The organism is Echinicola shivajiensis, from assembly GCF_018642165.1.
GTDB classification, from domain to species: Bacteria; Bacteroidota; Bacteroidia; order Cytophagales; family Cyclobacteriaceae; genus Echinicola; species Echinicola shivajiensis.
On sequence record NZ_JAHHZM010000001.1, the window covers coordinates 912,893 to 937,864 of the forward strand.

Genomic DNA, 24,972 nt, shown 5'->3' on the forward strand with positions numbered 1-24,972 from the left:
TCTATCTCTAAAAAGATCAACAATGGAGAAAGTATGTATTTTTTGGTTTAGAAGGGACCTAAGACTGGAAGACAATACAGGTTTGTTTTATGCCTGCCAAAATGAAACCAATGTGCTCCCCATTTTTATTTTCGACACATCAATTTTGGATGAACTCGAGGATAAAAAAGATGCGAGAGTGACCTTTATTCACCAACACCTGATTTCCATCAATGAACAGTTGATAATAAAAGGGGCTTCCTTAAAGATCAAAATAGGTAATCCACTAGATGTCTTTAAAGAATTATCGCGGGAATTTAAAATATCATCCGTGTACACCAATAGGGACTATGAACCTTATGCCATCAAAAGAGACCAAGAAGTTGAAACCTATTTAAAGAGTCTAAAGATTGATTTCCTCGACTTCAAGGACCAAGTAATTTTCGAAAAAGACGAAGTACTGAATGAAAGTGGCAACTTCTACAAGGTCTATACACCTTACAAAAATGCTTGGTTGAAGAAATTCAGGTCCAATCCACCTCAAGTCTTGAAAGCCAATTTCAAGCATCTTTATCAAACTACTCCTTTTGAAATACCTTCATTATCTGATATTGGATTTGAAGAAACTGATATCAATTTACCAACGTTGGAGGTTGATCAAAACCTGATCAAGAGCTATGATCAAGATCGTGATTTCCCTGCCAAAGACAGAACATCCAAACTGGGCATCCACTTGCGCTTTGGCACTGTAAGTGTAAGGTCTCTGGCATTGGAAGTGGCTGAATTAAATGAAGTTTTCCTCAGTGAATTGATTTGGAGGGAATTCTTTATGATGATTCTTTTTCATAACCCACAAGTGGTTGACCAGTCATTTAAAACTCAATACGATAAGATTCCATGGAGAAATAATGAAGAAGAATTCAAAAAATGGTGTCAGGGAAAAACAGGTTATCCCATAGTGGATGCGGGAATGCGCGAACTTAATACCACTGGTCATATGCATAATAGGGTAAGGATGATTGTAGCCAGTTTTCTCACCAAGCATCTTTTGATTGACTGGCGTTGGGGAGAAGCGTATTTTGCAAAGAAATTACTTGATTACGAGTTGGCCTCCAATAATGGCAATTGGCAGTGGGCAGCAGGAACAGGTACTGATGCACAACCCTATTTTAGGATTTTCAACCCAAGCTCGCAAATCAAGAAATTCGACAAAGACCTTAAATACATCAAAAAATGGGTCAAGGAATTTGGATCTGACAACTACCCAGAACCGATGGTAGATCACAAACAAGCGCGAGAAAGAGCGCTCAAAACATATAAATCAGCATTAGAATCATGAATATAGGAGACAAGGTGCGTTTACTGCACGGAAACGAAGAAGGGACCATTACCAAAATTTCCAGCGGAGGGAGAATAGAAATTGAAATTGAAGATGGCTTTAGAATCCCTGCCATGAAAAATGAGGTAGTGGTGATACATGAAACCGAAAAACAATATTTTGGAAGCGACAGCTCCAAAACAACAGAGAAAGAAAGTCCGCTTCCAACTGCCAAAAGCAGCAAGACGAGCGAAGGTTTATATTTGAGCTATGTAGCTATCAACGATAAAACATTGAGCCTTCATTTGATCAACAATACCGAGAAGGATTATGTCTTTATGGCTTCTGATATTTTTGGAGACAACTCCAAAACACTTTCTTCAGGAACCATCAGTGCCCTAAGTTCTAAAAAGCTGGATGAAAAATCCATTCCGCAGTTTGAAAACTGGCCTGCACTTTTCCTGCAATTTATTCCGATTAACCATCGGGCCGAGAAAACCCTTGCTCCATTTGAGAAAAAAGTAAAGTTCAAGGCTTCTACCTTTTTCAAAAACCAGCAGATAGCTCCAGTAACAGGAAAAAAGGGATACCTGTTTGCCATTGACCAGCAAACACAAGCTCTGGACATCAATAAGCTTAATCAGGAACTCAATAAGGGCAAGGAGGAAGAACCAGCAAGTCAGCAATTCAAGCGTCCAGAAAAAGAAATTGATCTTCATATTGAGAAACTCACAAAGGATCATGAATTTATGAGCAATACCGAAATGCTCAAGCTACAAATGGAAACTTTTGAGAAAAATCTAAACTATGCCATTGCGACAGGAATGGATGAAATCACCTTTATACATGGTTTGGGCAATGGGGTACTTCGAAAAGAAATCCACAAATACCTCAGTCAATTGGAAAATATTAAGTATTTTCAAGATACCCAAAAGAGCCGATTTGGATATGGTGCCACTCTTGTACGTATAAATTAGACTCAAATGCAAGTTCAACAAGTTTCTCCGATATTTCAGCTCTTCGATCAGCAATACACTATTGCTAAAAAGCTTTTTGCCTCCCTTGCCAAACAGTTTAAGTCGAAAAAAGCCATTGAACTGGAAGAGAAACTTATCTTTTTGGAGATTTATATTGACTTATTGAGCCGCATCCATTTTAATGAGAAAAAGCTAAAGTTCGAATTATTTGAACCATATAAGCAGCTCTTTAAATCCCTAAAAAAGGTACTGCATATCAAACTGATTCAGGAGGCTCTTGAATCTGCCTCTGCCAAGTCCAACCTTAGCTATAAATCATACGAAAAGATCCTGTTAAAGGATAAAAACAAAATATATACAGCTGCCTATGATGTTATCATAGGCACGCCTTTTGAAATCTGGGAAGCCCTGTACAAGGAGGCTTTTGAATATAGCAAAGCCCTGAGACCACTTCAGATCAACACCTCGACCACCCAAATTATCAATGAGGAGCTAGAATTCTTCAAGTCTGATAGTGGAACAAAACTGGAGGCGAAGGAAATAAAGGATATTTATGAAGGGCTTCAGGTAATTATCACACTGGAGAATGTAAGGATCGTTTCTGGGCTCAACTCCACCTTTACAGAACTGGTCCATGACCATATGAACCAACTGAGCCAGCTGCTCTACAAATGGTACCAAAACCACCTTTTCCTGCAGCATCTTACCTTTGTACATTCTAACACGGAGGAAACGCCTTCGCAAAAATACCTTGACCTTATCCTCTCCTTAAAAAGCAACAAAAAAAAGCTAACCACCAAGGTGGTTAGCCAATCGCATCATTTGTTCACAAATATCTTAGGCTAACTGATCTAAAGGTATCTTGAATTAAACCTTTGCCAAGGCCTGTGCCAGATCATTTTTAAGATCTTCTGCATCTTCAACTCCTACGCTTAATCGTATCAATGAATCCGAAAGACCGACTTTCTCCCTTTCCGCCTTGGGAATACTGGCATGGGTCATCGTCGCAGGGTGCCCACAAAGGGACTCCACTCCACCTAGTGATTCTGCCAAAGAGAAATACTTTAGGTTTTCCAAGATTGTTTTGGCATCCTCAATCTTATTTCCCTTGATGGTAAAAGAAATCATTCCTCCAAAGCCCCTCATTTGCTCAAGCGCAACATCATGGTTAGGATGATCTTCAAATCCTGGCCAGAAAACCTTATCTACTTTAGGATGATTCCGAAGATAACCTGCAATGGTTTTTCCGTTTTGACAATGGCGCTCCATTCTCAAGTGCAAGGTTTTTATCCCTCTTAACACCAAGAAACAATCTTGTGGACCTGGAGTGGCGCCGCAAGAGTTTTGAATGAAGGCCAAATCTTCGGCCAGTTTATCATTATTAACCACCAAGACTCCCATTACCACGTCAGAATGCCCCCCCAAATACTTAGTCACCGAGTGCATCACCAAATCGGCTCCTAAGTCCAATGGGTTTTGTAGAAAAGGTGTGGCAAAAGTATTGTCCACTCCTAATAACACATCATGCTTCTGGGCGATCTTTGCCAATGCCTTAATATCAACAATATTCATCATTGGATTAGTAGGCGTTTCTGCCCAGATCATCCTGGTATTTTCAGTTATATATTTCTCTATAGAGGCAGGGTCCTCCATTGGGACAAAATGAAATTTGATACCATATTTAGCGAAGACTTTGGTAAAAATCCTATAAGTCCCACCATATAGATCGTTGGTGCTTATTATCTCATCGCCCGGGCTAAACAGCTTAATTATCGCATCAATAGCGCCAAGTCCTGAAGAAAAGCACAGCCCATGCTTACCATTTTCCAAGGCTGCTAGGCTGTTTTGTAAAGCCGTTCTGGTCGGATTATGGGTCCGGGAATATTCATAGCCCTGATGATCTCCTGGGGATTTTTGTACATAAGTTGAAGTTTGAAAAATAGGAGTCATAATAGCTCCGGTAGAAGGGTCTGGTTCCACACCCGCATGGATTACTTTCGTTCCAAATTTCATATCAATTGTTAATTAATGCTTACTGTAAAATTGTTTTGCACTGCCAAGCCTGAGCTAAGAAAATAAAATTACCTATTTTCGGCCTAGATTTCGTTAAAGATGCCCAAAAAAGAAGCTTTTTTCAACCGTATCAAACTTATTTATCAAGAAAATCCAGCCATAGGAATTTCCATGATTTGGGTGCTTGTTTTCCCTGCAATTGGCAGTACCATTTTGCTTAGTTATGTATACAGTAGTGACTTGGTTAATTTGGCCAATGGAAGTTTTGGCATAGCACTTTTACTAACTTGCCTTGGCGCCATCATTATGGGCTTAGCGCTAGCTCCCACTACACTTTTAGCCATTTTAAGTGGCTTCTTGTGGGGCTGGTCATCATTTCCATTTGTAGTAATTTCATGTTCAGTCGCTAGCCTGATAGGTTATTTTATAGGCTGCAGTTTAGATCATAACAGCTTGCAGCACCTTTTGGCAAATTATCCCAAAGCTGCCCGTTTGGTGGAAGAAAAAAAATCAAAAATGGGCTCCTTGATTTTCTTTGTTCGAATTAGCCCAGTAATCCCATTTGCGCTTTCCAACTTACTATTTGCACTGCTAAAGACAGGCTGGAAAAGCCTATTGATATATGGTCTTATTGGGATGCTACCAAGATCCTTCATGGCCTTCAGCGCAGGATTAATGGCATCTTCTATTTCAGAGGCATTTGAAAAAAAAGAAGGAGGCACACAGGTCCTCCTTATCATCGTTTTATTAATCATCAGTATCTGGGGAATCATTCGGTTTTTCAAAAAATCTTCATCTCGAAAATAACCCTTCAATACATATTTCCTGTTAATTTACTTCTTCCCCATTTCACTTTTCACAAAAGCATCCAAGCGCTTTCTGTAGTTCTCTATATTATCTTCATATACTGGTGACAAGCCCTGCTTTTCGGGGAATGTCTCCATATGCAACGTTTGTGTTGGAAAGGCAAAGTTAACCCCCAGTTCATTGGCTAATTTCACTATTTGAATCAGCACTTCATGCCTCGCCTGTAGCTCGTCTCCCCATGTTGGCACCTCAAAGAAGACATAAAACATGATATCCAGGCTAAATGCCGACATATTATTGAAATACACATTATAATAATCCTTTCTGATCTTGGGATGGTTTTTGACAATTTCCCTTAAACCATCGACAAAAATATTGATCAACTCAGGAGGAGTATCATAGGTAATAGTAATCGTACTGTAAAATCTTCTATACTGCCTCAGTCCATGATTATCTATCGTAGCATCTGCAATTTTGCCATTCGGAATATACATCAAAGAATTCCTAAAGGTCCTTACTCTAGTGGATCTAAATCCTACCTCTTCTACTGTTCCATCGACATCACCACTAGTGATCCAATCCCCCACCTGAAAGGGCTTATCAATAAAGATCATTACTGAACCAAAAAAGTTTTTGATGGTATCTTGAGCAGCCAAAGCAAAAGCCAAACCACCTATTGAAAGTCCTGTCAGAAAAGGCCAAATATCTACTTGCAAGCCCTCTTTAAGAATAAACAAAGACCCCACCACTACAACAAAGGCTTTCAGGGTTTTCCTTACTAAGGGTACCAGCTGGTCATCAAGATTGGATTCGGTCTTATCAGCCTGCCTTTCAAAATAGGCAGACAACAAATCCACCAACTTATAAAAGACTATAGTAATGATAAAGGGCTTGGCAGCATTCAATAATATCGCTATCCAAGAAATTATGCTTATGGGTAACTGTAAAACCCTGATAAAGATATCCAACAAGAGCACAATGAAATAAATACTTACCACCCTGGCCACGGGCAACAGGTACTTCTCAGCAACATGGGCATAGCCCACTTTAACCGATAAATGATACATTCCCCTGTCCACAATGAATGTGAATAATTTATGGGCAAGGAAAACAAAGAGTATCAAGAGGAAAACACCCACCAGCTGCCACAGGTGAAGCCCAAAATATTCTTGCTGGCCTATCTTGGGCAATAAATTCAATAATTTATCAGTCCCATAAGGATAGGTTTCCTTATGCATTTCATCAATCTGAGAAACGGTAAACCGAGAAAACACCCATTCATCACCATCTTTTTCAAGGAAAATCATTGGCAACCGATTGGTGTCAAAGAAATATTTAGATTGATAATTATGGGTAGAATCTACATACTCCTGCTCATTCGGGACATTATCTATATCCACAAACACTCCTCTCCCATCAAAGATTTGCTTCAACTCCACTGCTTGATTAATGGCCCTTTTCCCCTCAATATCTCCTCCCAATGCCTTTGCAGCCACTTCAGGCCGGAAATTCTCTTCTTGCAAATTATGAAAAAAGGTCAGCGTAGTATGGTAAGGAGAAGAAAGATTTAAATAAGACACAGTATCACTAACTGCGTGGTTAGAAACATCTGGTAAAATCTGTGCAGATAAACGATTAGTTAAAATAATTGCCAATCCCAAAAAGATCAGCTTCACTCGGAATCCCATAATTCAAGTATTTTTTGAAGATTTCACAAATCTACATAATTCCAACTTACAAACTACACTTCACTTAAAGGGGCATTTTATAGCTTGCAAAGCGGTTCTGATGAATGGCATAAATACTATACTCATTTTTACTACCAGAATATTTCACTTCTATTTTATGGCTGCCATTGATAGGTCTAGTATTTAATAGCTCACCTTCAAGATTATAGAGATAAATAAACTCTTGTACCTTATCGATGATCACAAAGATGTTTTTATCAGAGCCAAAAGAATAAAACTGAAACTCCAGATCTTCAGAAGCCATGTTTTTCTCAAAAAGCACCTCCAATTCAGTATTCATTACAGAAACTTTGTTGTACTCATGAATCACAAACAAATATTGATCACCAGACTGATCCTTGACCAAATTAAACTCGGTGTTTTTTTCAGGTCTCAATAATTGGCTTCTAAAAGTCAGTTCTCCCCTAAAGTTCACCCGGACTACCTCTCCCTCAGCAGTGATTGTCACCATTTGAGTATCACTGTGATCCCCCCGTTGCAAAAGTACATAATCCGTACTCACTCCCTCACCTAAATTGACAGGACTTCCTGTTTGCAATTCACCCCTTCTGTTCATGATATATAGTTCTCCATTGCTGTTCAAAGCCACCATATAATCTCCTATTCCAGAAAGTCGGTGATGTGCCGGTGGACTAGCCAGTCTTCCCGAAGTCTTTCTCGGCGTCCATCCTTCCAGGTTATTCCCTTTTTTGTCGAATATATATAAATCTCCTTCAGTAGATCCAACAAAATACCTGTAGTCCCGGGTATTATTATAATCGACTAAATTCAACTGAGCTATCAGCTCCCCATTAGGCATACTCATCGGATATCCGGGCAAGGGATCACCCAGCCTGTCAAAAGCATAAATAGCATTGGAGGTTGCAAATAGAACCTGAAGCTTTCCATTCTTATAGTAATCGATTTGATAGATATCACTTACTATTCTACCGTTTAGGGTCTTATTAAATATTCGTTCACCCTCATCATTAAAAAAGTGAATGGTATTCGATTTATCCTGTACGAGAAAATCAGTACTCCTATCATTAAAGTTTTCTATGGCTTTGGGTCCATAAACCAAGTCCTCCTCAAACTTCAGCTCCATGCTTTCAGCCAATAAAATATCCTGAACAGATTTAATTGGGGCCAAATTATAACCTAGTTCCAAATTCACATATTGATGGTTACCTAACTCACTAAGTTGCAAAGCTACCAAGTCTATTGATTTAAGTTGCGGGGCATATTTTTGTAACAATGCCTGCCAATCCGGCGTGCTCACTTTTAGTAGGGTATTCCAAAAACGTGGAATATTCATGATAAAATTAAACCCTGCATTCTTGGAGACGCCCTCCAAAAAGCGTCTTTGATTGATGGATCTTCCCCAAGTATTGTCATTATAAATATCATCCAGAAATACCTTTACAGCTTTCATATTATTGGCAAATACCAACATATCTTCATAACTGCTGACATAGGTCCTGTTGAAACCCATAAACTGTCCATTGAAAAGATGAGCAGGAAACTCATCCTGATTGATCATAAAGACTTCATTTTCCTTATAAAAATTACTGATAAGCTGGCTGGTATCCCCCTGAGTCAATGAAAGGCTAAATGACTTCAAAAGCTCCAATTGCTCATCAAGTGCTGTGGTTTTCAATATGACAACCTTATCCGTATCCATATTGGGCAGTTCTTCTAGGATCATAAAACCTATTTCACCTGTCAGCTTATCCAGGAAACCTTTGTTCACTAAGTATTTTTCGACTTCACCCATTAGGGTATTCTTGCTTTCAAAGGCATAATTAGAAATATCTAGGATTTGAGAAGTTTCGTTGATATTGTATTGGTAATAGATAGAAGTACGATTGGAAATATAATTACTGAACAAGCTGCCACCACCTTTTTTCTCATTGGAGAAATCCATCTTTTCTCCATTTTGGTAAAAAGTGAAGCCATCAAGAAAGACCTTATTCTCAGCAAACTTCAGTTCAAGGTTGGCAGAAATTTGATGTTGGGAAAAATTGTTGATCAGTCCAAGGTGCTCTTCCTTTACAATTCCTTTGATAAAAGTCGCTACGCCCTTGCTGCCCATCCTAAAAATCCCGTAACCATCCTTATAGGAGCTCTGTGCTCGATAAAGTTCACTATAAGTATCCTTAAAACTGCTCAACTTTTCAGATTGAATATAACGGATCGCCTCTTCTATCAAAAAAGAATTATAGCTCGCTGCCACCACATTTTCCAGTAAGGCAAAGGACAAGGTTGTCTGATGCTCCTCGTCTCTGTATTCAAAAATAGTTTCTCCACTGTAGAGTCTACTATTGATACTTTCAGGCCTGACCTTATTTTTGATGGACGCTATAAATTGATCTTGCTGTTTGTCCTTAAAGGCCACTAAAAACAAGAAATCAAACTCTGATTTGGCTGTGGGATGTAGGGAGACCACAAACTGGTTTCCCTTTAAGGTACTTTCCAATTTGCCCCCCTTGCCGGTAAGGCTGTCCAAAACGACTAGTTGCTTTTCCACTCCTTTTAAAGAGGGCACATCCGAGAGTCGTTTCCAGATTCGCTGACTGACAAGCTGGTTCCAAACCTGAACAGGCTCTTCTGTTTCAAACACAAACACAGCTTGATCTGAAACCAAATCCACTGCATCTATTTCTTTAGTAAAAACTTTTGAACTATAAAAAAGGTAAGCTGCCAATCCAATAATAGCGACAAGCAAAATTACCAAAAGACGTTTTAACATACACTCCCGGGCAATTAAGGTTTACTTAATTCAGTAAATTAAAAACTTACAGTTATACAATCAAACTATCCCTCCATCAAAAAAACAAAATCCCGACCATTTGGCCGGGATTTAAACTAATTCATCCTATTATGCTTATTTAGCAGCAAGGTTTTCCAATACAGACATCACTTCTTTAACGTGAGTTCTGGAAGTTTCCAACAATGCTTTCTCTTCATCGTTAAGATCTAGTTCGATCACTTTTTCGATACCATTCTTACCTAAGATAACTGGAACGCCTAAGTAACAATCATCAATTCCATATTCTCCTTCCAATTTGATACAAACTGGGAATACTCTTTTTTGGTTTTTAACGATAGCTTCAACCATCTGAGCAGCAGCTGAACCTGGTGCATACCAAGCAGAAGTACCCATTAGTTTCACCAATTCACCACCACCGAACTTAGTTCTTTCGATAATTGCATCCAACTTGTCCTTATCGATCAACTCAGTCACTGGGATACCAGCTACTGTAGTATATCTAGGAAGTGGCACCATAGTATCACCATGACCACCCATAAGGATTGCTTGGATTTCTTTTGGAGAAATATTCAACTCCTCAGCGATAAATGCACGGTAACGAGCAGTATCCAGGATACCCGCCATACCGATTACTTTGGTACGAGGAAGTTTTGAAGTGATATGAGCTTGGAAAGTCATCACATCAAGAGGATTAGATACGATGATCACGATAGCATCTGGAGAATGCTTGATTACATTTTCCGTAACTGATTTCACGATACCTGCATTGGTTTCGATCAAATCATCACGTGTCATGCCTGGTTTACGAGGAAGACCAGAAGTAATTACCACTACATCAGAATTAGCAGTTTTGGTATAATCATTTGTACTTCCTACAGTTCTGCTGTCATAAGCATTGATAGGGGCCTTTTGCCAAATATCCAAAGCTTTACCTTCAGCTACTCCTTCTTTAATATCTACCAATACAATCTCCTCAGCGATTTCTCTGTATGCCAATACATCAGCGCAAGTAGCACCCACATTACCGGCTCCAACTACGGTTACTTTAGTCATGATTTATGATTTATTTTATTTTTTTGATTGAACTTTTGAAAAGCTCCGCTAAGATATTAAAGAAAGCCTATTTAATAAAGTATTCCCTTGATTAGTTGAAACCAATATTAGGCTGTATGTACAAGATTCTTAACAAGAGAAATAATGATCACTCAAACATCTGTCCAAGCTTAAAAAATCCAAAGGAACTTTTGTAAGCTGAGAACAACCTATGATTATTGGCATTATAGTATTCAGCCAAAGAAGCTAACATTTTCGCCTTGATTTTGGGGCTACTATCAAACACTTCCTTAACAGCATAATGTGGAATAACCATTAACTCCACTTCTTCGGAATCCACTATGGCTGTGTAAACCCGCTTGGCATCTGTCAAAAGGGAATTTTCCCCAAATGCCATCCCCCTTCTTATCCTCAGGACATTCTCAAAGTTTTCTTTTATATCCACATTTAGGCTTACCTGTCCACTCTTTACTATATATAATGCCTGGCTAGGATCATTCCTGAAAAATATTACCTCATCCTTCAAGTATTTCCTATTATGAATCGCTGATAAAAAACGATACATCTCCGCATGTTTCAGTTTATTGAAAAAGACGGTATTGGCCAAAAATTCAAAAATCTCTAATTCTCCCTCTGAATAGGTTCTCTTAAAAGGGTTAAGCATAAGCCTTTATTTAAATTTCAAATACATCACCTCTTTTGTGGCAGGTGACACCTTAAAACGGTCATCAACCCTGTAACCCATCACCCAAACAACCTCACCATTGGCATCACACAGGACTTTGACTTCTCTTTTAGCAATTACAGGCACTTTCAAATCTATCAAAAAATCGCTGATTTTTTTAAACTTTTTCATGCCTAAAGGGCGAAATCTATCCCCTTCCTTCCAGTTCCTAATTTGTAAAGGAAATTCTAAGGATCTTCTGTCCAACATGACATTCTTTGGACTTTTGTCAAGGGAGACCTCCCCTTCCAGCACCAATATATCATAGACCGATTTTCCCAAATCAATTACAAAATCATTCTTTTCAACATACAATTCATTTTTGCTTGGATCTAAATCTCCCAAATAGATATAATCCCTATCGATATTCACCATATAGGATCTAGACTCAAATTTACGCCCTACCTCTCCTGCTTCTATAACACCCAACATATCATCCACCTGATCAGCATTAAAACCATAATTTCTCAGCCAATAATAAAGCAGCGACTTTTTTCCTGGAACATCTTCCAAAACTGATTTCTCCAGAAACAGAACTTCACTTTCCTCTTTCACATGCCCTTTCAACCACAAATCATAAAGGTAGAAGAATGCCCTTCCTGTGTCTTTCAGTCTATCAAAACTTTGATGAAGCTTCTCTTCCACCAAAGGATCATGAGACTTCATCAAAGGCAAAACCTCATTTCTCAAAAAATTACGTTTATAATCACTTTCCCTATTGGAACTATCTTCTCTCCAATCAATCTGTTCTTTAGCTGAATACCCCTCAAGATCCTTCCTGCTAAAAGGCAATAACGGCCGAATAATATGATCTCGAATTTCAGACATCCCATACACTCCCTCAATCCCTGTTCCTCTTTGTAAATTCAAAAGTATGGTCTCTAGTTGATCATCTGCATGATGTGCCACCACTATACCTGCAAAACCTTGATCAATTCGAACTTCTTCAAACCAATCATAACGCAGATCCCTAGCGGCCATTTGGGTGGAAATCCCCAATGAAGCGGCATATTTCTTTGTCTCAAAATGTTTGATTATACAGGGCACTTCCAACTCATCAGCTAAGTCTCTAACAAACTTTTCATCACCATCACTTTCAGTACCACGTAAGCCAAAATTACAATGGGCCATTGTAAAATCTATTTGGGCTCTTTTCAATAAAACTGCCAAACAAACACTATCAATCCCTCCGCTTATGGCCAAAAGATAACGCTTACTGGTATCTAAAAGATTTTTTCCCCGTATATGTTGGATAAACTGATCAAGCATAAACCAAAAATACCATTTTTGATTAATTTTGTCGTTCATATAAACCAGAATGCTAAAAAAGAATCCTACATATCTCCTTTCACTGATACTTTTAATTTTCAGCTTTCAATTCAGCCGGGCTCAAGACCAAGGGACTACCAAGACACTAAAGATCATAAAGTCTGAAAGACTTAGATCGGTTGGCAACATCCAAAAGCTGATCAATAATGTGGTGATGAAACAGGACAACACAATGATCTACTGTGATTCAGCATATTTCTACGAAAAGGAAAACAAGGCAAAGCTTTTTGGTAATGTACGGATGAACAATCCTGTAGACACAGTCTCCAGCACCAGTCGTTACGCTGATTATGACGGAAACACCCAACTGGCCAAGCTCAGAGACAACGTGGTATTCAAAAAAGCCGGAACAACACTTTACACTGACTATCTTGACTACGACAAAAGATATGGCATAGCAGATTATTATAACTTTGGAAAAGTAGTTGACTCCACCAATGTACTGACCAGCCAAAGGGGCCGCTATGAAACCCAGATTGAAAAAATCACCTTTCGGGATAATGTCATCCTTGTCAATCCTGAATATACACTTAAGTCAAACACCCTTTTTTATTACACCTTAAATAAAACTGCGGAAACCGAAGGGCTTACCAATATCAGGTCACCTGAAGGAGATGAGCTCAATGCCAAAAAAGGAAGCTACTACGACACCCAGAAAAAATTATTCAGGTTTTTCCAAGGCGATGTGGAAAATGAGACCAGCAAAGTCTCTGGAGACACATTATTTTATGATGATTCAAAAAAATATTACGAGGCCAGGGATAATGTCAGCATCTTCAATAAAGAAAGAAACTTAGAAGTTTTTGGTGACCGGGGAAAGTATTGGGAGGACAGAAGATATTCAGAGGTTTTCGGTAATGCGCTCGTTCAAAAATACTTTAAAGAAGACACCCTCTACATGGCTGCAGACACTCTGATCAGTCAAGACAGTGAATCAGCAGAAAATAGATATATGCTAGCCTTCCCTAACACAAAAATGATCAAAGGGAATATGTCAGGCAGGGCAGACTCAACGGCCTACGTTTATCCAGATTCGACAATTTACCTATATGGCGACCCATTGCTTTGGAACAATAAAAGTCAAATCTCGGCAGACAGCATAAACTTTGTCATTGCCAATGAAGACATAGACAAGGTTTTCCTTAAGGAAAACTCCTTTGTAATCACTTCAGATACCATAGCCAACTTCAACCAAATCAAGGGGAGACATATGACTGGACACTTTTCTGAAGGAGACATGTCCCGACTGGATGTTGAAGGAAATGGAGAGTCGCTATATTTTGCTTTAGAAAACGATACGACGGTTCAGGGCATCAACACACTATTATGTGGGAAAATCATCATGTATTTTGAGGATGGCAATGTAACCAAGATCAATCACACCATAAACCCTGATGCATCTTTTATTCCTCCACACCTTATTACAGAAGATGACACTAAGCTAAAGGGCTTCTCTTGGCGCATTGAAGAGAGACCTGATATGAAAATGATTTATGAGTGGAGAAAACCACTAGAAAGAGAAGAAAATCCATCAAATTTATTCAATGAACCAAACATTAGAATCCCTTACCCCAATGAGGATGAAGTTGAAGAAATCATTAATGAATGGTTAAATAAGCAGAATAAAAACCTAAAAAAACCCTAATCACTTAGCTTAAAAACAGCTGAAACGCTTACCATTCAAATAAATTTTGCAGGGGTTAACATTTTTTAACCGTAATTACTTTAAAAGAACAAATCTTATCGGTATTTTTATACGTATAACATTAAGGATAACAACGAATTAAAAGAATATCTTATTGGAATAACATTTACATGAAAAATTTTTTATCGCTACTCACCATGTTTTTTATCTTTTTTCAACTGTCATCAGTTGAAGCAAGACAGGTGCGTGTTCTAAGCGATAAGGCCCAATTCACCGGAAAAATCAACAGTACCCAAAGACAATCCATTATTATTCAAAACGATTCTGATGAAGAGAAAGAATATGTCTTAAAATTCATGCGTGGTGAAATCGGCTCATCTCAAGACATCAATTTGTGTATCGGTGACCAATGTTTTGACCCTAGAAAGGACCTTGCCAAAATTAAACTTAACTTGGAACCTGGGGAGGTCTTCACAGATCTTTATATTGAATTCAGCACAGGGATCACTGAAACCAAAGGCACCTTTGACTTACACTTCTCCAACACCGAAAACCTTCGCGATGTATTTATCATCGAAGGAGTTTATGAAGTCTTCGCTCCTAAGGATGCTGAAATTGTGGACCATGAGGCCATATCATTTGGTGAAGTTTATCCTAACCCAAGTAATAGAATTGCCCAAATAGACTATCAAATAAAGGATCCAAATGCTACTATTAAACTGGCAATCAACAGCTTTATTGGAAACCCCATTGAAGAATTGACCCTTTCCCCTCAACAAAAAACACTTCTGATCAATGTCAGTGACTTTAATCCTGGGGTATATCTATACACCTTGATTGTCAACGGTAAAAATATAGTCACCAAGAAGCTCGTTGTTAAAAAATAATCCTTTCGAGATACAAGCTAACTAACTTTGATACAGAATCAAATTCCCTTATATTTGCAGATTGAAAATGATGAACACAGTTATTAAGTATACATTACTATTTGTAATCATCATCTCATTAGGTTCCTGCGGCAAGTTTTACAAGCTGGAGAAAAGCACCAACTGGGATGACGTTTACACTGCGGCCAACGAATACTACCAAGAAGGTGAGTACAGTAAATCCATTATCCTTTACGATAAGGTATTACCAGTAATCCGTGGAAGCGAAAAATCTGAATTGGCTCAGTTCAACTATGCTTATGCCCACTTCAGACTAAAAAGATATATAGAAGCAGCAAGTTATTTCAACAACTTCTACCAAAGCTATAGCCGAAGCCCAATGGCAGAGGAGGCTTTGTTTATGCATGCCTACTCTTTATATATGGATGCTCCTGACTATAACTTGGACCAAAAGAGCAGTAAGGAAGCAGTTACAGCCATTCAGCAATTCATCAACCGATTCCCTGAATCAGATTCTTATGAACGTGCAATGAGCATGGTCACTGATCTTCAGTCAAGATTTGAGAAAAAGGCCTATGAGGAATCACAGATGTATTATAGACTAACTGAAGGGCTTTTCCCTGGACAGTTTTACTTGGCATGTATCGTAAACTTTCAGAATTTTGCCAAAAGATATCCTAACAGTGTACATAATGAAGAACTAGCTTATAAGTTAGTAGAAGTTAGCACAGCATATGCGGAAAGAAGTATTTTCAGCAAGAAAGAAGAAAGACTTCAGGAAGCCATTGAATTTGGAGAAGATTTTAACAGAAAATACCCTGAAAGTGATTTCAACAAAGAGGTAGTTTCACTTGTTGAGCAGTCCAAAACCGAATTGAACTCCCATCAAAAACTGAAGAAACAGTACGAGGAAATCAAGGCAAGAGAGGCAGCGCTTAGAAAAGAAAAACAAGAAGAACAGCAAGAAGACGAAGTTGAGCTTGAAGAAGCTGTAAAGCCTGCTAATGCCGGCAGCAAATAATTCAATCAAATAGAAAATAAACTTTATATCAATATGGCAGTTAATCCTTCAATTATCACTAGAGACTTGGACAAAGTAGCCGAAAAGTCTGGCAACCTTTATGAGTCCCTTCATATCGTTGCTCAAAGAGCTAAGCAAATCTCTTTGGCAACCAAAGAAGAATTAAACAACAAGCTATCTGAGTTTGCATCTACTGTCGACAACTTAGAAGAGGTATTTGAAAACAAGGAGCAAATTGAAATCTCTAAATTCTACGAAAGAATGCCTAAGCCAACCAACTTGGCCATGGAAGAGTTTATGGAGGACAAAGTTCACTTCCGTAATCCAAACCTCGATTCAGAAGAAGAATAATCATCATGCAGCTGCAAGGCAAAAGAGTATTACTTGCTGTTACAGGAAGCATTGCCGCCTATAAAGCAGCTCACTTAACCAGATTACTGGTCAAAGAAGGAGCAGAAGTGCAAATCATTATGAGCACTTCTGCTCTTGACTTTATCACCCCTCTGACATTATCTACACTTTCCAAAAAACCAGTTTACCACCAGTTTCATAAGAACGAAACAGGAGAATGGAACAACCATGTGGAATTGGGACTTTGGGCAGACATTTTTCTTATAGCCCCGCTTAGTGCCAGTACCCTTTCCAAACTTGCCCATGGCAATTCTGACAATTTAGTCACCGCAACATATCTTTCAGCACGCTGCCCAGTAATGCTGGCTCCTGCAATGGACTTGGATATGTACCAACATCCCTCTGTCCGATCTAATCTTGCTATAGCAAAGGAATATGGCAATATCATCTTGGACGCAGAAAGTGGAGAACTGGCTAGTGGATTAAGTGGGCAAGGCCGAATGATGGAGCCAGAGCATATCCTGGAAAAGATCATCAGCCATTTCAATAAATCAAAGGATTTTGAAGGCAAAAAAATCATGATCACTGCTGGCCCTACCCAAGAAGCTATTGATCCAGTAAGGTTTATAGGAAACCATTCCAGTGGAAAGATGGGTATTGCCCTAGCTGAAAATCTTGCCAACCGCGGTGCTAAAATAGAATTGATCCTGGGCCCGAGCCAAATCAGCGTCAGCCATCCTAATATCAAAATAAGCCCTGTTACCAGTACTCAGGAAATGTACAAAGCGGCTCAAGCTGTTCATCCTAATGTAGATATATGTATTTTTGCTGCTGCAGTAGCCGATTACACTCCTGCCGATCCTGCTAAAGAAAAGATCAAGAAGAATGATGAGGAGATGTCTCTCACCCTAAAGAAAAATGTGGACATCGCAGCAAGTTTAGGGGCAGTAAAAAAAGAAGGCCAGTTCCATGTCGGTTTTGCTTTAGAAACCACTCAAGAAGAGGAAAATGCCCAAGCAAAATTAAAAAAGAAAAACTTTGACTTTATTGTGCTCAACTCGATGAATGATTCTGGAGCGGGGTTCAAACATGACACCAATAAAGTTACCATTTTCCATCATTCAGGCCAAAAACAGGTCAGCGATCTATTGCCCAAATCTGCCATAGCAGAATTAATCGTAGACACCTTGAAAAAACAGTTGGGACCCGAAAATTGATTTGAACATTATTTTTATATTTAGGCAACACCAAGACAATATGAGGATCAAACTGATTTTACTTTTCTGCTTTATATCCACTTTTCAGGTTGCTGCACAGGAACTTAATTTCACAGTATCTATCAACAGTGACAGGGCCAGGACCCAAAACAAAGACATCTTTGATCAGATGAAAAATTCCTTTGAACAGTTTCTAAATGGGAGAAGCTGGACAAATGACCAATTCACCCCTGAAGAGCGTATCAAAGGAAATATCCTGATCACCATCAATGACATGCCTCAGGTTGGTTTCTTCGAAGCTACTGTTCAAATACAAGCAGTGAGACCAATTTATGGAACGAGCTATGAAAGCTTGACATTTAACTTTGTAGACCGAAATTGGAGTTTTGAATTTCTTGAGTCCCAACCGATGGAATTCAACCGATACTCCCATTTAAGCGAAATCACTTCACTCTTAGCCTATTATGCCAATATTGTCATTGGGATAGACTATGATACTTTTTCTGCTGAGGGAGGAGAGCCTTATTTTGAGGTAGCCAACAATATTGTATCCAATGCCCAGCAATCATCTAGACCTGGCTGGGAACAGAGTCCAAGCAACAGAAGGAACCGATATTGGCTAATGAATGAGCTTTACAGTTCCCAAGTTACCAGATCCGTTAGAGATGCCTATTATCTTTATCATAGAAAGGGCATGGACCAATTGACTAAGTCCCCAGAAGAAGCCTATAAGAATATTCTAGCTGCGCTTCAAAAATTGGAAGAAGTAAACAACACTATTCCCAATAGTATTTTGACCATTTCATTTATGGATGCGAAATCTGATGAAATCAGTAAAGTACTCAAAAATGCACCCGAGGAAATCCAAAATCAAGCCATAGAAATTCTGCTAAAAGTTGACCCCAACAATGCCAGAAAATACAATGACATCCTTAAAGGATAGCTTGTTTTTGATTACTTTTACCTCCAATCCAAGAAAAACATTATCACTATATGCTAAAAAGCCTGAGCATTTCAAATTATGCCTTGATTGAAACATTGGAAATGACCCCTTCCAACTCACTGAACATGATTACAGGTGAAACAGGAGCCGGTAAGTCTATCATGCTTGGTGCTGTGGGGTTATTATTGGGAAACAGGGCTGACACTAAATCCCTTTTTGACGATTCTAAAAAATGTATCATTGAGGGAGAGTTTGATATCCTCAACTATGGTCTTGAATCTTACTTTGAATCGGAAGACCTGGACTTTGAATCACAATGCATCATTCGCAGGGAAATAGCGCCATCTGGAAAATCCAGGGCCTTTGTCAATGATACCCCTGTAAAACTGGACGTGTTGAAAAACTTGGGAAAATCCTTGATGGACATCCATTCCCAACATGACACCTTATTATTGGGAGCTGGAGAATACCAGTTAAACTTGGTTGATGCTTTTGCTCAGAGCCAAAAAGAAAAAGAGCAGTACACCTCCGCATTCAAAGCATACAAAAAGATCAGCAAAGCGTTTAATCAGCTATCCCAAGAAGCTGCAGAATTAAGAAAAGAAGCTGATTTCAACCAATTCCAATTGGAGGAACTCTCTTCCCTTAATTTACGAGAAGGGGAACAAGAAGAACTCGAGAACGAGCAGGAAATCCTCGACAATGCGGAGGAAATCAAAGCCAAGATCAATGAAAACCTTCAACTGCTCAACGGAGATGAAATAGCCGCCACTACCCTTTTGATGCAGGTCAACCAAGGACTTCAGCAGCTTAGTCGCTTCAGCAATAGATTTGAAGAGTTGAGAGAACGCTTCGAAAGTGTATATATTGAAGTAAATGATATTTCTGCCACCTTGGAAGATGAGGACAGCAAAATAGAAGTAGATTTTGAAAAGTTAGAAGAAATCAGGGAGAGACTGAGCAAGATCTATCAACTACAGAAGAAACACAGTGTCCAGTCTGTGGAAGAACTGATGGCCTTGGAAAAAGAACTTGCTGACAAAGCTTTCCAGATAGATCATTTGGATGAGGAATTGGAAAGATTAAAAAATGAATCTGAACAGGCTTGGAACCAGCTCCTAAAAGCTGGGGACAGCCTTTCTAAAATACGTCAAAAAAGCTTTAAGGAATTTGCTCTAGAGATAACTGGACTCCTTTCCCAGTTGGGAATGGAAAATGCAAAAATAGAGTTTTCCCATAACCAGGTAACACCTTCATCTAATGGTATTGACGAAGTAGAAATCATGTTCTCTGCCAATAAAGGCGTAAAACCACAAGCCATTCGACAGGTAGCCTCAGGCGGTGAATTCTCCAGGTTGATGTTTGCCATTAAATACATCATGGCAGACAAAGTAGCCCTACCCACCTTGATATTTGATGAAATTGACACGGGGATTTCAGGTGAAGTGGCCTTACAAATGGTATTAATGATGCAACAAATTGCCCAAAGCCATCAGGTAATTTGCATCAGTCACTTACCACAAGTCGCCGCAAAAGGAGACAGGCACTATTTTGTATACAAGGACAACAGTTCCGATCGTACGATCAGTAAAATCCGGACTCTAGATGAAGAGGAGCGTGTGACTGAAATTGCCAAAATGATTGCAGGAGCCAACCCGTCTGAATCAGCGCGTAAAAGTGCCATGGATTTATTAAAGTAAATGACATTCTTCACCAATAGAAACTGAGGGAAGGACATTTATCATATCAATCGCGTAAGTTTGCCTAAAATTTTATTTATTTTTACGGATTGTTTAAGCGAAATCAATTAAAAAAACATATCATGCCTGAGAATCTACTTCAAGGAAAAAAAGGAATCATAACAGGTGCATTGGATGAAAACTCCATTGCCTGGAAAACCGCTCTTAAAGCTAAAGAGCAAGGAGCTAAGTTTGTCCTTACCAATGCCCCTATCGCTATGAGAATGGGAGCAATCCAAGAACTGGCAAAAGAATGTGATACCATTGTTATCCCTGCTGATGCCACATCGGTAGAAGACATCGAAAAACTTTATGCTGAAGCTAAGGAATTCTTAGGAGGAAACTTTGACTTCTTATTACATTCTATAGGAATGTCTCCAAATATCAGAAAAGGACGTGAATATGGCGACCTTAATTATGATTGGGCCATGAAGTCTTATGATATCTCTGCCTTGTCTTTCCATAAGATGATGCAAGTAGCAGAAAAGCAGGATGTCATGAACGAATGGGGTTCTATCGTAGGTCTTTCTTACATTGCTGCCCAGAGAGTTTATCCTTTCTATACTGACATGGCTGATGCCAAAGCACTTTTGGAAAGCATTGCAAGAGGATTTGGATATAGATATGGTAAAAAGAAAAAAGTAAGGGTGAACACCATTTCCCAGTCTCCTACAGTTACTACAGCAGGTTCAGGAATTGGAGGATTTAACTCTTTCTTTAACTTTGCCGAGTCACTTTCTCCACTTGGGAATGCTTCTGCAGAAGCTTGTGCTGAATACATTGTTACTATGTTCTCTGATTATACCAGAATGGTTACCATGCAGAACTTGTACCACGACGGAGGTTATTCTAGTACTGGTATCTCAGAAGAGATCATGGAAAAAATCACTGATTTGAAATAACACTTAAAGCTCCCAAAAGGGAGCTTTTTTATTTTTGGGCTAGAGCGATGTGTCTGATAGGAATACAACAATTAATTTTCACAAAATCAGACGCATTACATTCTAAGCAAACAAACTCTTTAATCATCATTTTTTCATCAATGAATATAGGATAATTCTATAAATTTTATAATTTAGAAATACAAATGATCAACTATTGATCATTCCCCCTATAATTACCCTTATAAGCTTAAATAATAAACCAGTTAATATTTAACATTCTACTAAAGGGTAATTAATGAAAAATCAAAGAAGAGATTTCATCAAGAAGGCTACATTATTAGGCCTGAGCACTGGATTTGGCATGGGGGCGTGTACCCGTTACATTCCTACAGGATCTGAGACCAATTTTTATATCAACTCTGCAAAAGGACTCCCAAAGGTCAAAGTCTCTAGAAAAAGGGTTATTAAGGAATCTGTTGGCTTAAGACCTTTTAGAATGAAAGGACCAAGAATTGAACTTCAGGAATTGGGAAGTAAGACAATCGTCCATAATTATGGACATGGAGGCAGTGGATGGTCACTTTCTTGGGGGACTTCCAAAATTGCAGCCGATCTCCTCGATACTCTTCAAGATAAGGAAGTAGCTGTAATAGGTTGTGGCATTATTGGCTTAAGCACTGCCAGAACCCTTCAAGACAGGGGCTATAAAGTCACCATTTATACTAAAGAAATTTTCCCTAAAGTAACTTCAGCTATGGCCACGGGCACTTGGTCTCCAACTTCCAGACTGATTTTGCAAGAAAATATCACTCCCGAGTTTACCGACATGTTCCAGCAAGCATGCACCCATTCATTTAATACATTTCAACGTTTATTGGGCATCCACCAAATGGTCAACTGGATGGATAATTTCCATATTGCTAACAATGAAACTTCCTCGGATAATGGTCATAATAAGTATGCCGTCAAAGGACAACTTTTCAGTCAAGAAATGAGTTTTTACCCATCTCCAAACAAATTAAGCAATAAGGAAAATCCATTTAAAACTAAGCAAGTATTCAAATCCCCTACTACGATATTTAACATACCCATCTATATGAAAATGCTAAGAGATGATTTTTTGTTAGCAGGAGGTCAGCTTGAATTCAAAACCTTCAAAAAACCAGAAGACCTAAACATGCTCCCCCAAAATTGCATTGCCAATTGCACAGGACTTGGTTCCATGGAGTTATTTGGTGATGAAGAAATGATGCCTATTTCTGGCCAATTATGTTTCCTTATTCCTCAGCCTGAATTAAGTTACCGGGCGAGTATGTCAGGGGTTTATTTTATCCCCAGAAAGGATGGCATCATGATAGGTGGAAATGGTATTGAGAACAATTGGGACACCACTCCTGATAAAGAGGTTACTGATAGGTACCTAGATGGAGTTGCAGAAATGATGAAATACATGAAGGGCTAGTCCCAAAAAAGTTAAAAGCCATATTAAGGGAACCTGCCCCTAATATGGCTTATTTTTTATTCTTTCATATTATACCACAGCTGTACCAAACCTGAAGAATAAGAGATACTTTTTATCAAATCCAAATCCTGCTCAGGCCTCCCTTCCCTAAAGAGTCTTTTGCCTGATCCTAATAAATCAGGAATTATTTATATTACCATTTTATCAATAAGCTTATCCTTCAACATACTCAAAACTACCTCTCCCCCACCATCACAGTATATATTTTTCCCCTCCACACTTTTTAGTCTGGAAATCAACTCTGTCAATTCCCCCATAAAACTCCACGTCTTCATTTTTACCAGTTCTACTCTTGGACAGCACATGACATTTCTTATCCTTATGTGAAAAGAGAATCCCAAAGGAAAAGACCTATTCATAGGTTTTCCGTCCCCAAATCAAGGCATCAACTTGATATTGGAAATCAGCACAACCATAATCTTCACTTGGCAGCTACACTTTGAACAAAAAATCAATATTATCATCTTCCTTGGCGATATAGCCATCTAAGCTCATTGCGATATATAAAATTACCTCCCTACCCATTATTAAATCATTTCTTTAAGTATATAAATCAAATCACCTTGTTATTACTTAATATATCACCTGAACACACTTTAATTCCTAGTAACTTGTTCAGATTTACAGGGAAACATATTTTGGATATAAATAATACCATCAAACATATTAAACCAATTTGCTATTCTAGGCTTGTGAACTAGTGTCTTCATGAAGAACATTTCTTTCTTCAAATTTTCGGGCATATTGGAAAAGTCAATAAAAGCATAGGGAAAATCTGTCTCATAAACCCAGCTTTCAAAAAAATTAGATTGTGGCTCAATAATTTCAAAACCTTTCTCCCCTAACCTTCCCCCATTGCCACTATATGAGGTCACTCCCAAAACATACATTTCATCTTTCAATTTTTCATAAACATAACTTCCAGTATTAATGGTATCAGGGTTGGATAATATCAAATTCTGCTCCTTTATAATTGAAAAGTCTTTAAATATATGAGTATTGCTTGCCCAAACGACAACTTTTTTGTCTTTGTATTTTTTGTTTAAAAGCCATAGCAAATTATCTCCCATTTGCACATCTCTAATATTATTACTGATTGACGAATCTAAAGAATTCCTTACAAATCCTTCCAAGTTCCGCATCTCCTGCTCCCAAAAAACATTTCCAATCGCACTTGATTTTACCTCCAATAAAACTTCATAAAAAGCAGCTAACTGGTCTCCTGTTACATTACTAGAATATTCATCAGTCAAGACCGTTTCAACGGTTTTATAAAATTGGCTTAATTTATCTGGAGCTATGCTCACTTCACTTTCATTAATAAAACTACTCAAATCATCCAAATAATGTTCTCTAGAGCATTTCAGTACGTGTCGCGGATCAATTCCCGAAACAGTCAATGGATTTGATGTCCCCCTATTATCAATAATATAATCGATCATTGGCTTGAATGAATCACATTGTCCCCACAAAGGATATATATTATCCACAAAACTATGACTGCCTTTAACGACGTTTTCTATCAAATTATTATTAGAATAATTGAGCCCATAAAAATCACTCTCGAAAACCAAAACATCAAAATCAAGTGATTGATGAAGAAATTTAATTATTCGGGTCTTAGCTAAAAAAGTAGCAGCATCACCATGATCTTGTTCACCTAACAATACTACTCGTGAATCCCCTATTGATTTCCTAAGCACGTTTAAATCCTGAAATTCAAGACCATCAGGATTTATAGTAGTAATTGGCTCTATATTTTTCAAAACATACCCTTTAACATCTTCATTGAAAGGATATAAAAAGGGTCTTAAAATAAAATGGTATGATATGATCAATGCAGCAACACCTAGAAACAAAAAGGATACTATCTTTCGATTAATCATAAATTCAACTTTAAAAATTTAAACCTAAGCTAAGAAAAAAAACGAGGCTGTCTCATAACTAGTGACAGCCTCTGTTTTATTCGGGTCGGTATCTGAGCCAATTTTCATACAGCCAAATCTCAGGCTCTTGAATTGACTTTTGAGACAGCCTCGTCTTAACTATTCATATCTGTAGCTAAC

General features: G+C 38.4%; 21 protein-coding genes. 13 read left to right on the plus strand and 8 right to left on the minus strand.

Features of this window, described 5'->3' with window-relative positions:
- Positions 1 to 22: 22 nt before the first annotated feature.
- The 3 genes from KMW37_RS03535 to KMW37_RS03545 are packed head-to-tail and all read left to right on the plus strand — an operon-like array spanning position 23 to position 3,120.
- Positions 23 to 1,318, plus strand: coding sequence for a cryptochrome/photolyase family protein (locus KMW37_RS03535; protein ID WP_215223199.1), 1,296 nt, complete (start codon positions 23 to 25; stop codon positions 1,316 to 1,318).
- Positions 1,315 to 2,274 carry a Smr/MutS family protein gene (locus KMW37_RS03540; protein WP_215223200.1) on the plus strand — a complete coding sequence of 320 codons (960 nt, stop codon included), beginning with the start codon at positions 1,315 to 1,317 and terminating at the stop codon, positions 2,272 to 2,274. Before KMW37_RS03535 ends, KMW37_RS03540 begins: the two co-directional genes overlap by 4 nt.
- Before the next feature lie 6 nt (positions 2,275 to 2,280).
- On the plus strand, positions 2,281 to 3,120 hold the full coding sequence (locus tag KMW37_RS03545) for a hypothetical protein (RefSeq protein ID WP_215223201.1): 840 nt from the start codon (positions 2,281 to 2,283) through the stop codon (positions 3,118 to 3,120).
- Positions 3,121 to 3,141: 21 nt separating this feature from the next.
- Here KMW37_RS03545 and KMW37_RS03550 read toward each other — a convergent pair whose 3' ends face one another.
- A complete protein-coding gene (locus tag KMW37_RS03550) occupies positions 3,142 to 4,287 on the minus strand; it encodes a cystathionine gamma-synthase (RefSeq protein WP_215223202.1) in 1,146 nt (381 codons plus the stop codon).
- Positions 4,288 to 4,386: 99 nt separating this feature from the next.
- Between KMW37_RS03550 and KMW37_RS03555 the strand changes: the two genes are divergently transcribed.
- Positions 4,387 to 5,094, plus strand: coding sequence for a TVP38/TMEM64 family protein (locus KMW37_RS03555; protein ID WP_215223203.1), 708 nt, complete (start codon positions 4,387 to 4,389; stop codon positions 5,092 to 5,094).
- 26 nt (positions 5,095 to 5,120) lie between these two features.
- Here the strand turns inward: KMW37_RS03555 and KMW37_RS03560 are convergent, their stop codons facing one another.
- The 5 genes from KMW37_RS03560 to tilS all read right to left on the minus strand — a co-directional run bounded on the left by KMW37_RS03560 (position 5,121) and on the right by tilS (position 12,676).
- Entirely contained in the window at positions 5,121 to 6,782 is a 1,662-nt protein-coding gene (locus KMW37_RS03560) for a mechanosensitive ion channel family protein (RefSeq protein ID WP_215223204.1), read from the minus strand.
- A gap of 64 nt (positions 6,783 to 6,846) precedes the next feature.
- Complete coding sequence (locus KMW37_RS03565) at positions 6,847 to 9,570, minus strand: NHL repeat-containing protein (RefSeq protein ID WP_215223205.1); 2,724 nt, start codon at positions 9,568 to 9,570, stop codon at positions 6,847 to 6,849.
- A 135-nt stretch (positions 9,571 to 9,705) separates the two neighbouring features.
- On the minus strand, positions 9,706 to 10,644 hold the full coding sequence (gene mdh / locus KMW37_RS03570; RefSeq protein ID WP_215223206.1) for a malate dehydrogenase: 939 nt from the start codon (positions 10,642 to 10,644) through the stop codon (positions 9,706 to 9,708).
- Between the two features lie 148 nt (positions 10,645 to 10,792).
- Positions 10,793 to 11,308, minus strand: a complete 516-nt coding sequence (locus KMW37_RS03575) for a Crp/Fnr family transcriptional regulator (RefSeq protein WP_215223207.1) — start codon at positions 11,306 to 11,308, stop codon at positions 10,793 to 10,795.
- A gap of 6 nt (positions 11,309 to 11,314) precedes the next feature.
- Complete coding sequence (tilS, locus tag KMW37_RS03580) at positions 11,315 to 12,676, minus strand: tRNA lysidine(34) synthetase TilS (RefSeq protein WP_246581314.1); 1,362 nt, start codon at positions 12,674 to 12,676, stop codon at positions 11,315 to 11,317.
- 10 nt (positions 12,677 to 12,686) lie between these two features.
- Between tilS and KMW37_RS03585 the strand changes: the two genes are divergently transcribed.
- The 9 genes from KMW37_RS03585 to KMW37_RS03625 all read left to right on the plus strand — a co-directional run bounded on the left by KMW37_RS03585 (position 12,687) and on the right by KMW37_RS03625 (position 22,846).
- Positions 12,687 to 14,342 carry an OstA-like protein gene (locus KMW37_RS03585; RefSeq protein ID WP_215223208.1) on the plus strand — a complete coding sequence of 552 codons (1,656 nt, stop codon included), beginning with the start codon at positions 12,687 to 12,689 and terminating at the stop codon, positions 14,340 to 14,342.
- Positions 14,343 to 14,512: 170 nt separating this feature from the next.
- Positions 14,513 to 15,229, plus strand: coding sequence for a T9SS type A sorting domain-containing protein (locus KMW37_RS03590; protein WP_215223209.1), 717 nt, complete (start codon positions 14,513 to 14,515; stop codon positions 15,227 to 15,229).
- 70 nt (positions 15,230 to 15,299) lie between these two features.
- A complete protein-coding gene (locus KMW37_RS03595) occupies positions 15,300 to 16,250 on the plus strand; it encodes an outer membrane protein assembly factor BamD (protein WP_215223429.1) in 951 nt (316 codons plus the stop codon).
- Between the two features lie 33 nt (positions 16,251 to 16,283).
- A complete protein-coding gene (locus tag KMW37_RS03600; RefSeq protein ID WP_215223210.1) occupies positions 16,284 to 16,601 on the plus strand; it encodes a DNA-directed RNA polymerase subunit omega in 318 nt (105 codons plus the stop codon).
- Positions 16,602 to 16,606: 5 nt separating this feature from the next.
- Positions 16,607 to 17,818: a bifunctional phosphopantothenoylcysteine decarboxylase/phosphopantothenate--cysteine ligase CoaBC gene (coaBC, locus tag KMW37_RS03605; RefSeq protein WP_215223211.1), complete on the plus strand. Its 1,212-nt coding sequence runs from the start codon at positions 16,607 to 16,609 to the stop codon at positions 17,816 to 17,818.
- A 40-nt stretch (positions 17,819 to 17,858) separates the two neighbouring features.
- The gene (gene porD / locus KMW37_RS03610; protein ID WP_215223212.1) at positions 17,859 to 18,761 is read left to right on the plus strand and encodes a type IX secretion system protein PorD; all 903 of its coding nucleotides are present in this window, start codon (positions 17,859 to 17,861) and stop codon (positions 18,759 to 18,761) included.
- A 50-nt stretch (positions 18,762 to 18,811) separates the two neighbouring features.
- Positions 18,812 to 20,461, plus strand: coding sequence for a DNA repair protein RecN (gene recN, locus KMW37_RS03615; protein ID WP_215223213.1), 1,650 nt, complete (start codon positions 18,812 to 18,814; stop codon positions 20,459 to 20,461).
- A 122-nt stretch (positions 20,462 to 20,583) separates the two neighbouring features.
- On the plus strand, positions 20,584 to 21,402 hold the full coding sequence (locus tag KMW37_RS03620) for an enoyl-ACP reductase FabI (RefSeq protein WP_215223214.1): 819 nt from the start codon (positions 20,584 to 20,586) through the stop codon (positions 21,400 to 21,402).
- A gap of 277 nt (positions 21,403 to 21,679) precedes the next feature.
- On the plus strand, positions 21,680 to 22,846 hold the full coding sequence (locus tag KMW37_RS03625; RefSeq protein WP_215223215.1) for an FAD-dependent oxidoreductase: 1,167 nt from the start codon (positions 21,680 to 21,682) through the stop codon (positions 22,844 to 22,846).
- Positions 22,847 to 23,034: 188 nt separating this feature from the next.
- Here KMW37_RS03625 and KMW37_RS22400 read toward each other — a convergent pair whose 3' ends face one another.
- Together KMW37_RS22400 and KMW37_RS03635 are read right to left on the minus strand one after the other, a co-directional pair.
- Positions 23,035 to 23,181, minus strand: a complete 147-nt coding sequence (locus tag KMW37_RS22400) for a hypothetical protein (RefSeq protein ID WP_246581315.1) — start codon at positions 23,179 to 23,181, stop codon at positions 23,035 to 23,037.
- Positions 23,182 to 23,502: 321 nt separating this feature from the next.
- On the minus strand, positions 23,503 to 24,792 hold the full coding sequence (locus KMW37_RS03635) for an erythromycin esterase family protein (protein ID WP_215223216.1): 1,290 nt from the start codon (positions 24,790 to 24,792) through the stop codon (positions 23,503 to 23,505).
- Positions 24,793 to 24,972 lie beyond the last annotated feature (180 nt).

Coding starts and splice junctions, on each gene's coding strand:
- KMW37_RS03535 (WP_215223199.1), top strand. CDS start 23: ATGGAGAAAGTATGTATTTTTTGGTTTAGAAGGGACCTAAGACTGGAA.
- KMW37_RS03540 (WP_215223200.1), top strand. CDS start 1,315: ATGAATATAGGAGACAAGGTGCGTTTACTGCACGGAAACGAAGAAGGG.
- KMW37_RS03545 (WP_215223201.1), top strand. CDS start 2,281: ATGCAAGTTCAACAAGTTTCTCCGATATTTCAGCTCTTCGATCAGCAA.
- KMW37_RS03550 (WP_215223202.1), bottom strand. CDS start 4,287: ATGAAATTTGGAACGAAAGTAATCCATGCGGGTGTGGAACCAGACCCT.
- KMW37_RS03555 (WP_215223203.1), top strand. CDS start 4,387: ATGCCCAAAAAAGAAGCTTTTTTCAACCGTATCAAACTTATTTATCAA.
- KMW37_RS03560 (WP_215223204.1), bottom strand. CDS start 6,782: ATGGGATTCCGAGTGAAGCTGATCTTTTTGGGATTGGCAATTATTTTA.
- KMW37_RS03565 (WP_215223205.1), bottom strand. CDS start 9,570: ATGTTAAAACGTCTTTTGGTAATTTTGCTTGTCGCTATTATTGGATTG.
- mdh (WP_215223206.1), bottom strand. CDS start 10,644: ATGACTAAAGTAACCGTAGTTGGAGCCGGTAATGTGGGTGCTACTTGC.
- KMW37_RS03575 (WP_215223207.1), bottom strand. CDS start 11,308: ATGCTTAACCCTTTTAAGAGAACCTATTCAGAGGGAGAATTAGAGATT.
- tilS (WP_246581314.1), bottom strand. CDS start 12,676: ATGAACGACAAAATTAATCAAAAATGGTATTTTTGGTTTATGCTTGAT.
- KMW37_RS03585 (WP_215223208.1), top strand. CDS start 12,687: ATGCTAAAAAAGAATCCTACATATCTCCTTTCACTGATACTTTTAATT.
- KMW37_RS03590 (WP_215223209.1), top strand. CDS start 14,513: ATGAAAAATTTTTTATCGCTACTCACCATGTTTTTTATCTTTTTTCAA.
- KMW37_RS03595 (WP_215223429.1), top strand. CDS start 15,300: ATGAACACAGTTATTAAGTATACATTACTATTTGTAATCATCATCTCA.
- KMW37_RS03600 (WP_215223210.1), top strand. CDS start 16,284: ATGGCAGTTAATCCTTCAATTATCACTAGAGACTTGGACAAAGTAGCC.
- coaBC (WP_215223211.1), top strand. CDS start 16,607: ATGCAGCTGCAAGGCAAAAGAGTATTACTTGCTGTTACAGGAAGCATT.
- porD (WP_215223212.1), top strand. CDS start 17,859: ATGAGGATCAAACTGATTTTACTTTTCTGCTTTATATCCACTTTTCAG.
- recN (WP_215223213.1), top strand. CDS start 18,812: ATGCTAAAAAGCCTGAGCATTTCAAATTATGCCTTGATTGAAACATTG.
- KMW37_RS03620 (WP_215223214.1), top strand. CDS start 20,584: ATGCCTGAGAATCTACTTCAAGGAAAAAAAGGAATCATAACAGGTGCA.
- KMW37_RS03625 (WP_215223215.1), top strand. CDS start 21,680: ATGAAAAATCAAAGAAGAGATTTCATCAAGAAGGCTACATTATTAGGC.
- KMW37_RS22400 (WP_246581315.1), bottom strand. CDS start 23,181: ATGAAGACGTGGAGTTTTATGGGGGAATTGACAGAGTTGATTTCCAGA.
- KMW37_RS03635 (WP_215223216.1), bottom strand. CDS start 24,792: ATGATTAATCGAAAGATAGTATCCTTTTTGTTTCTAGGTGTTGCTGCA.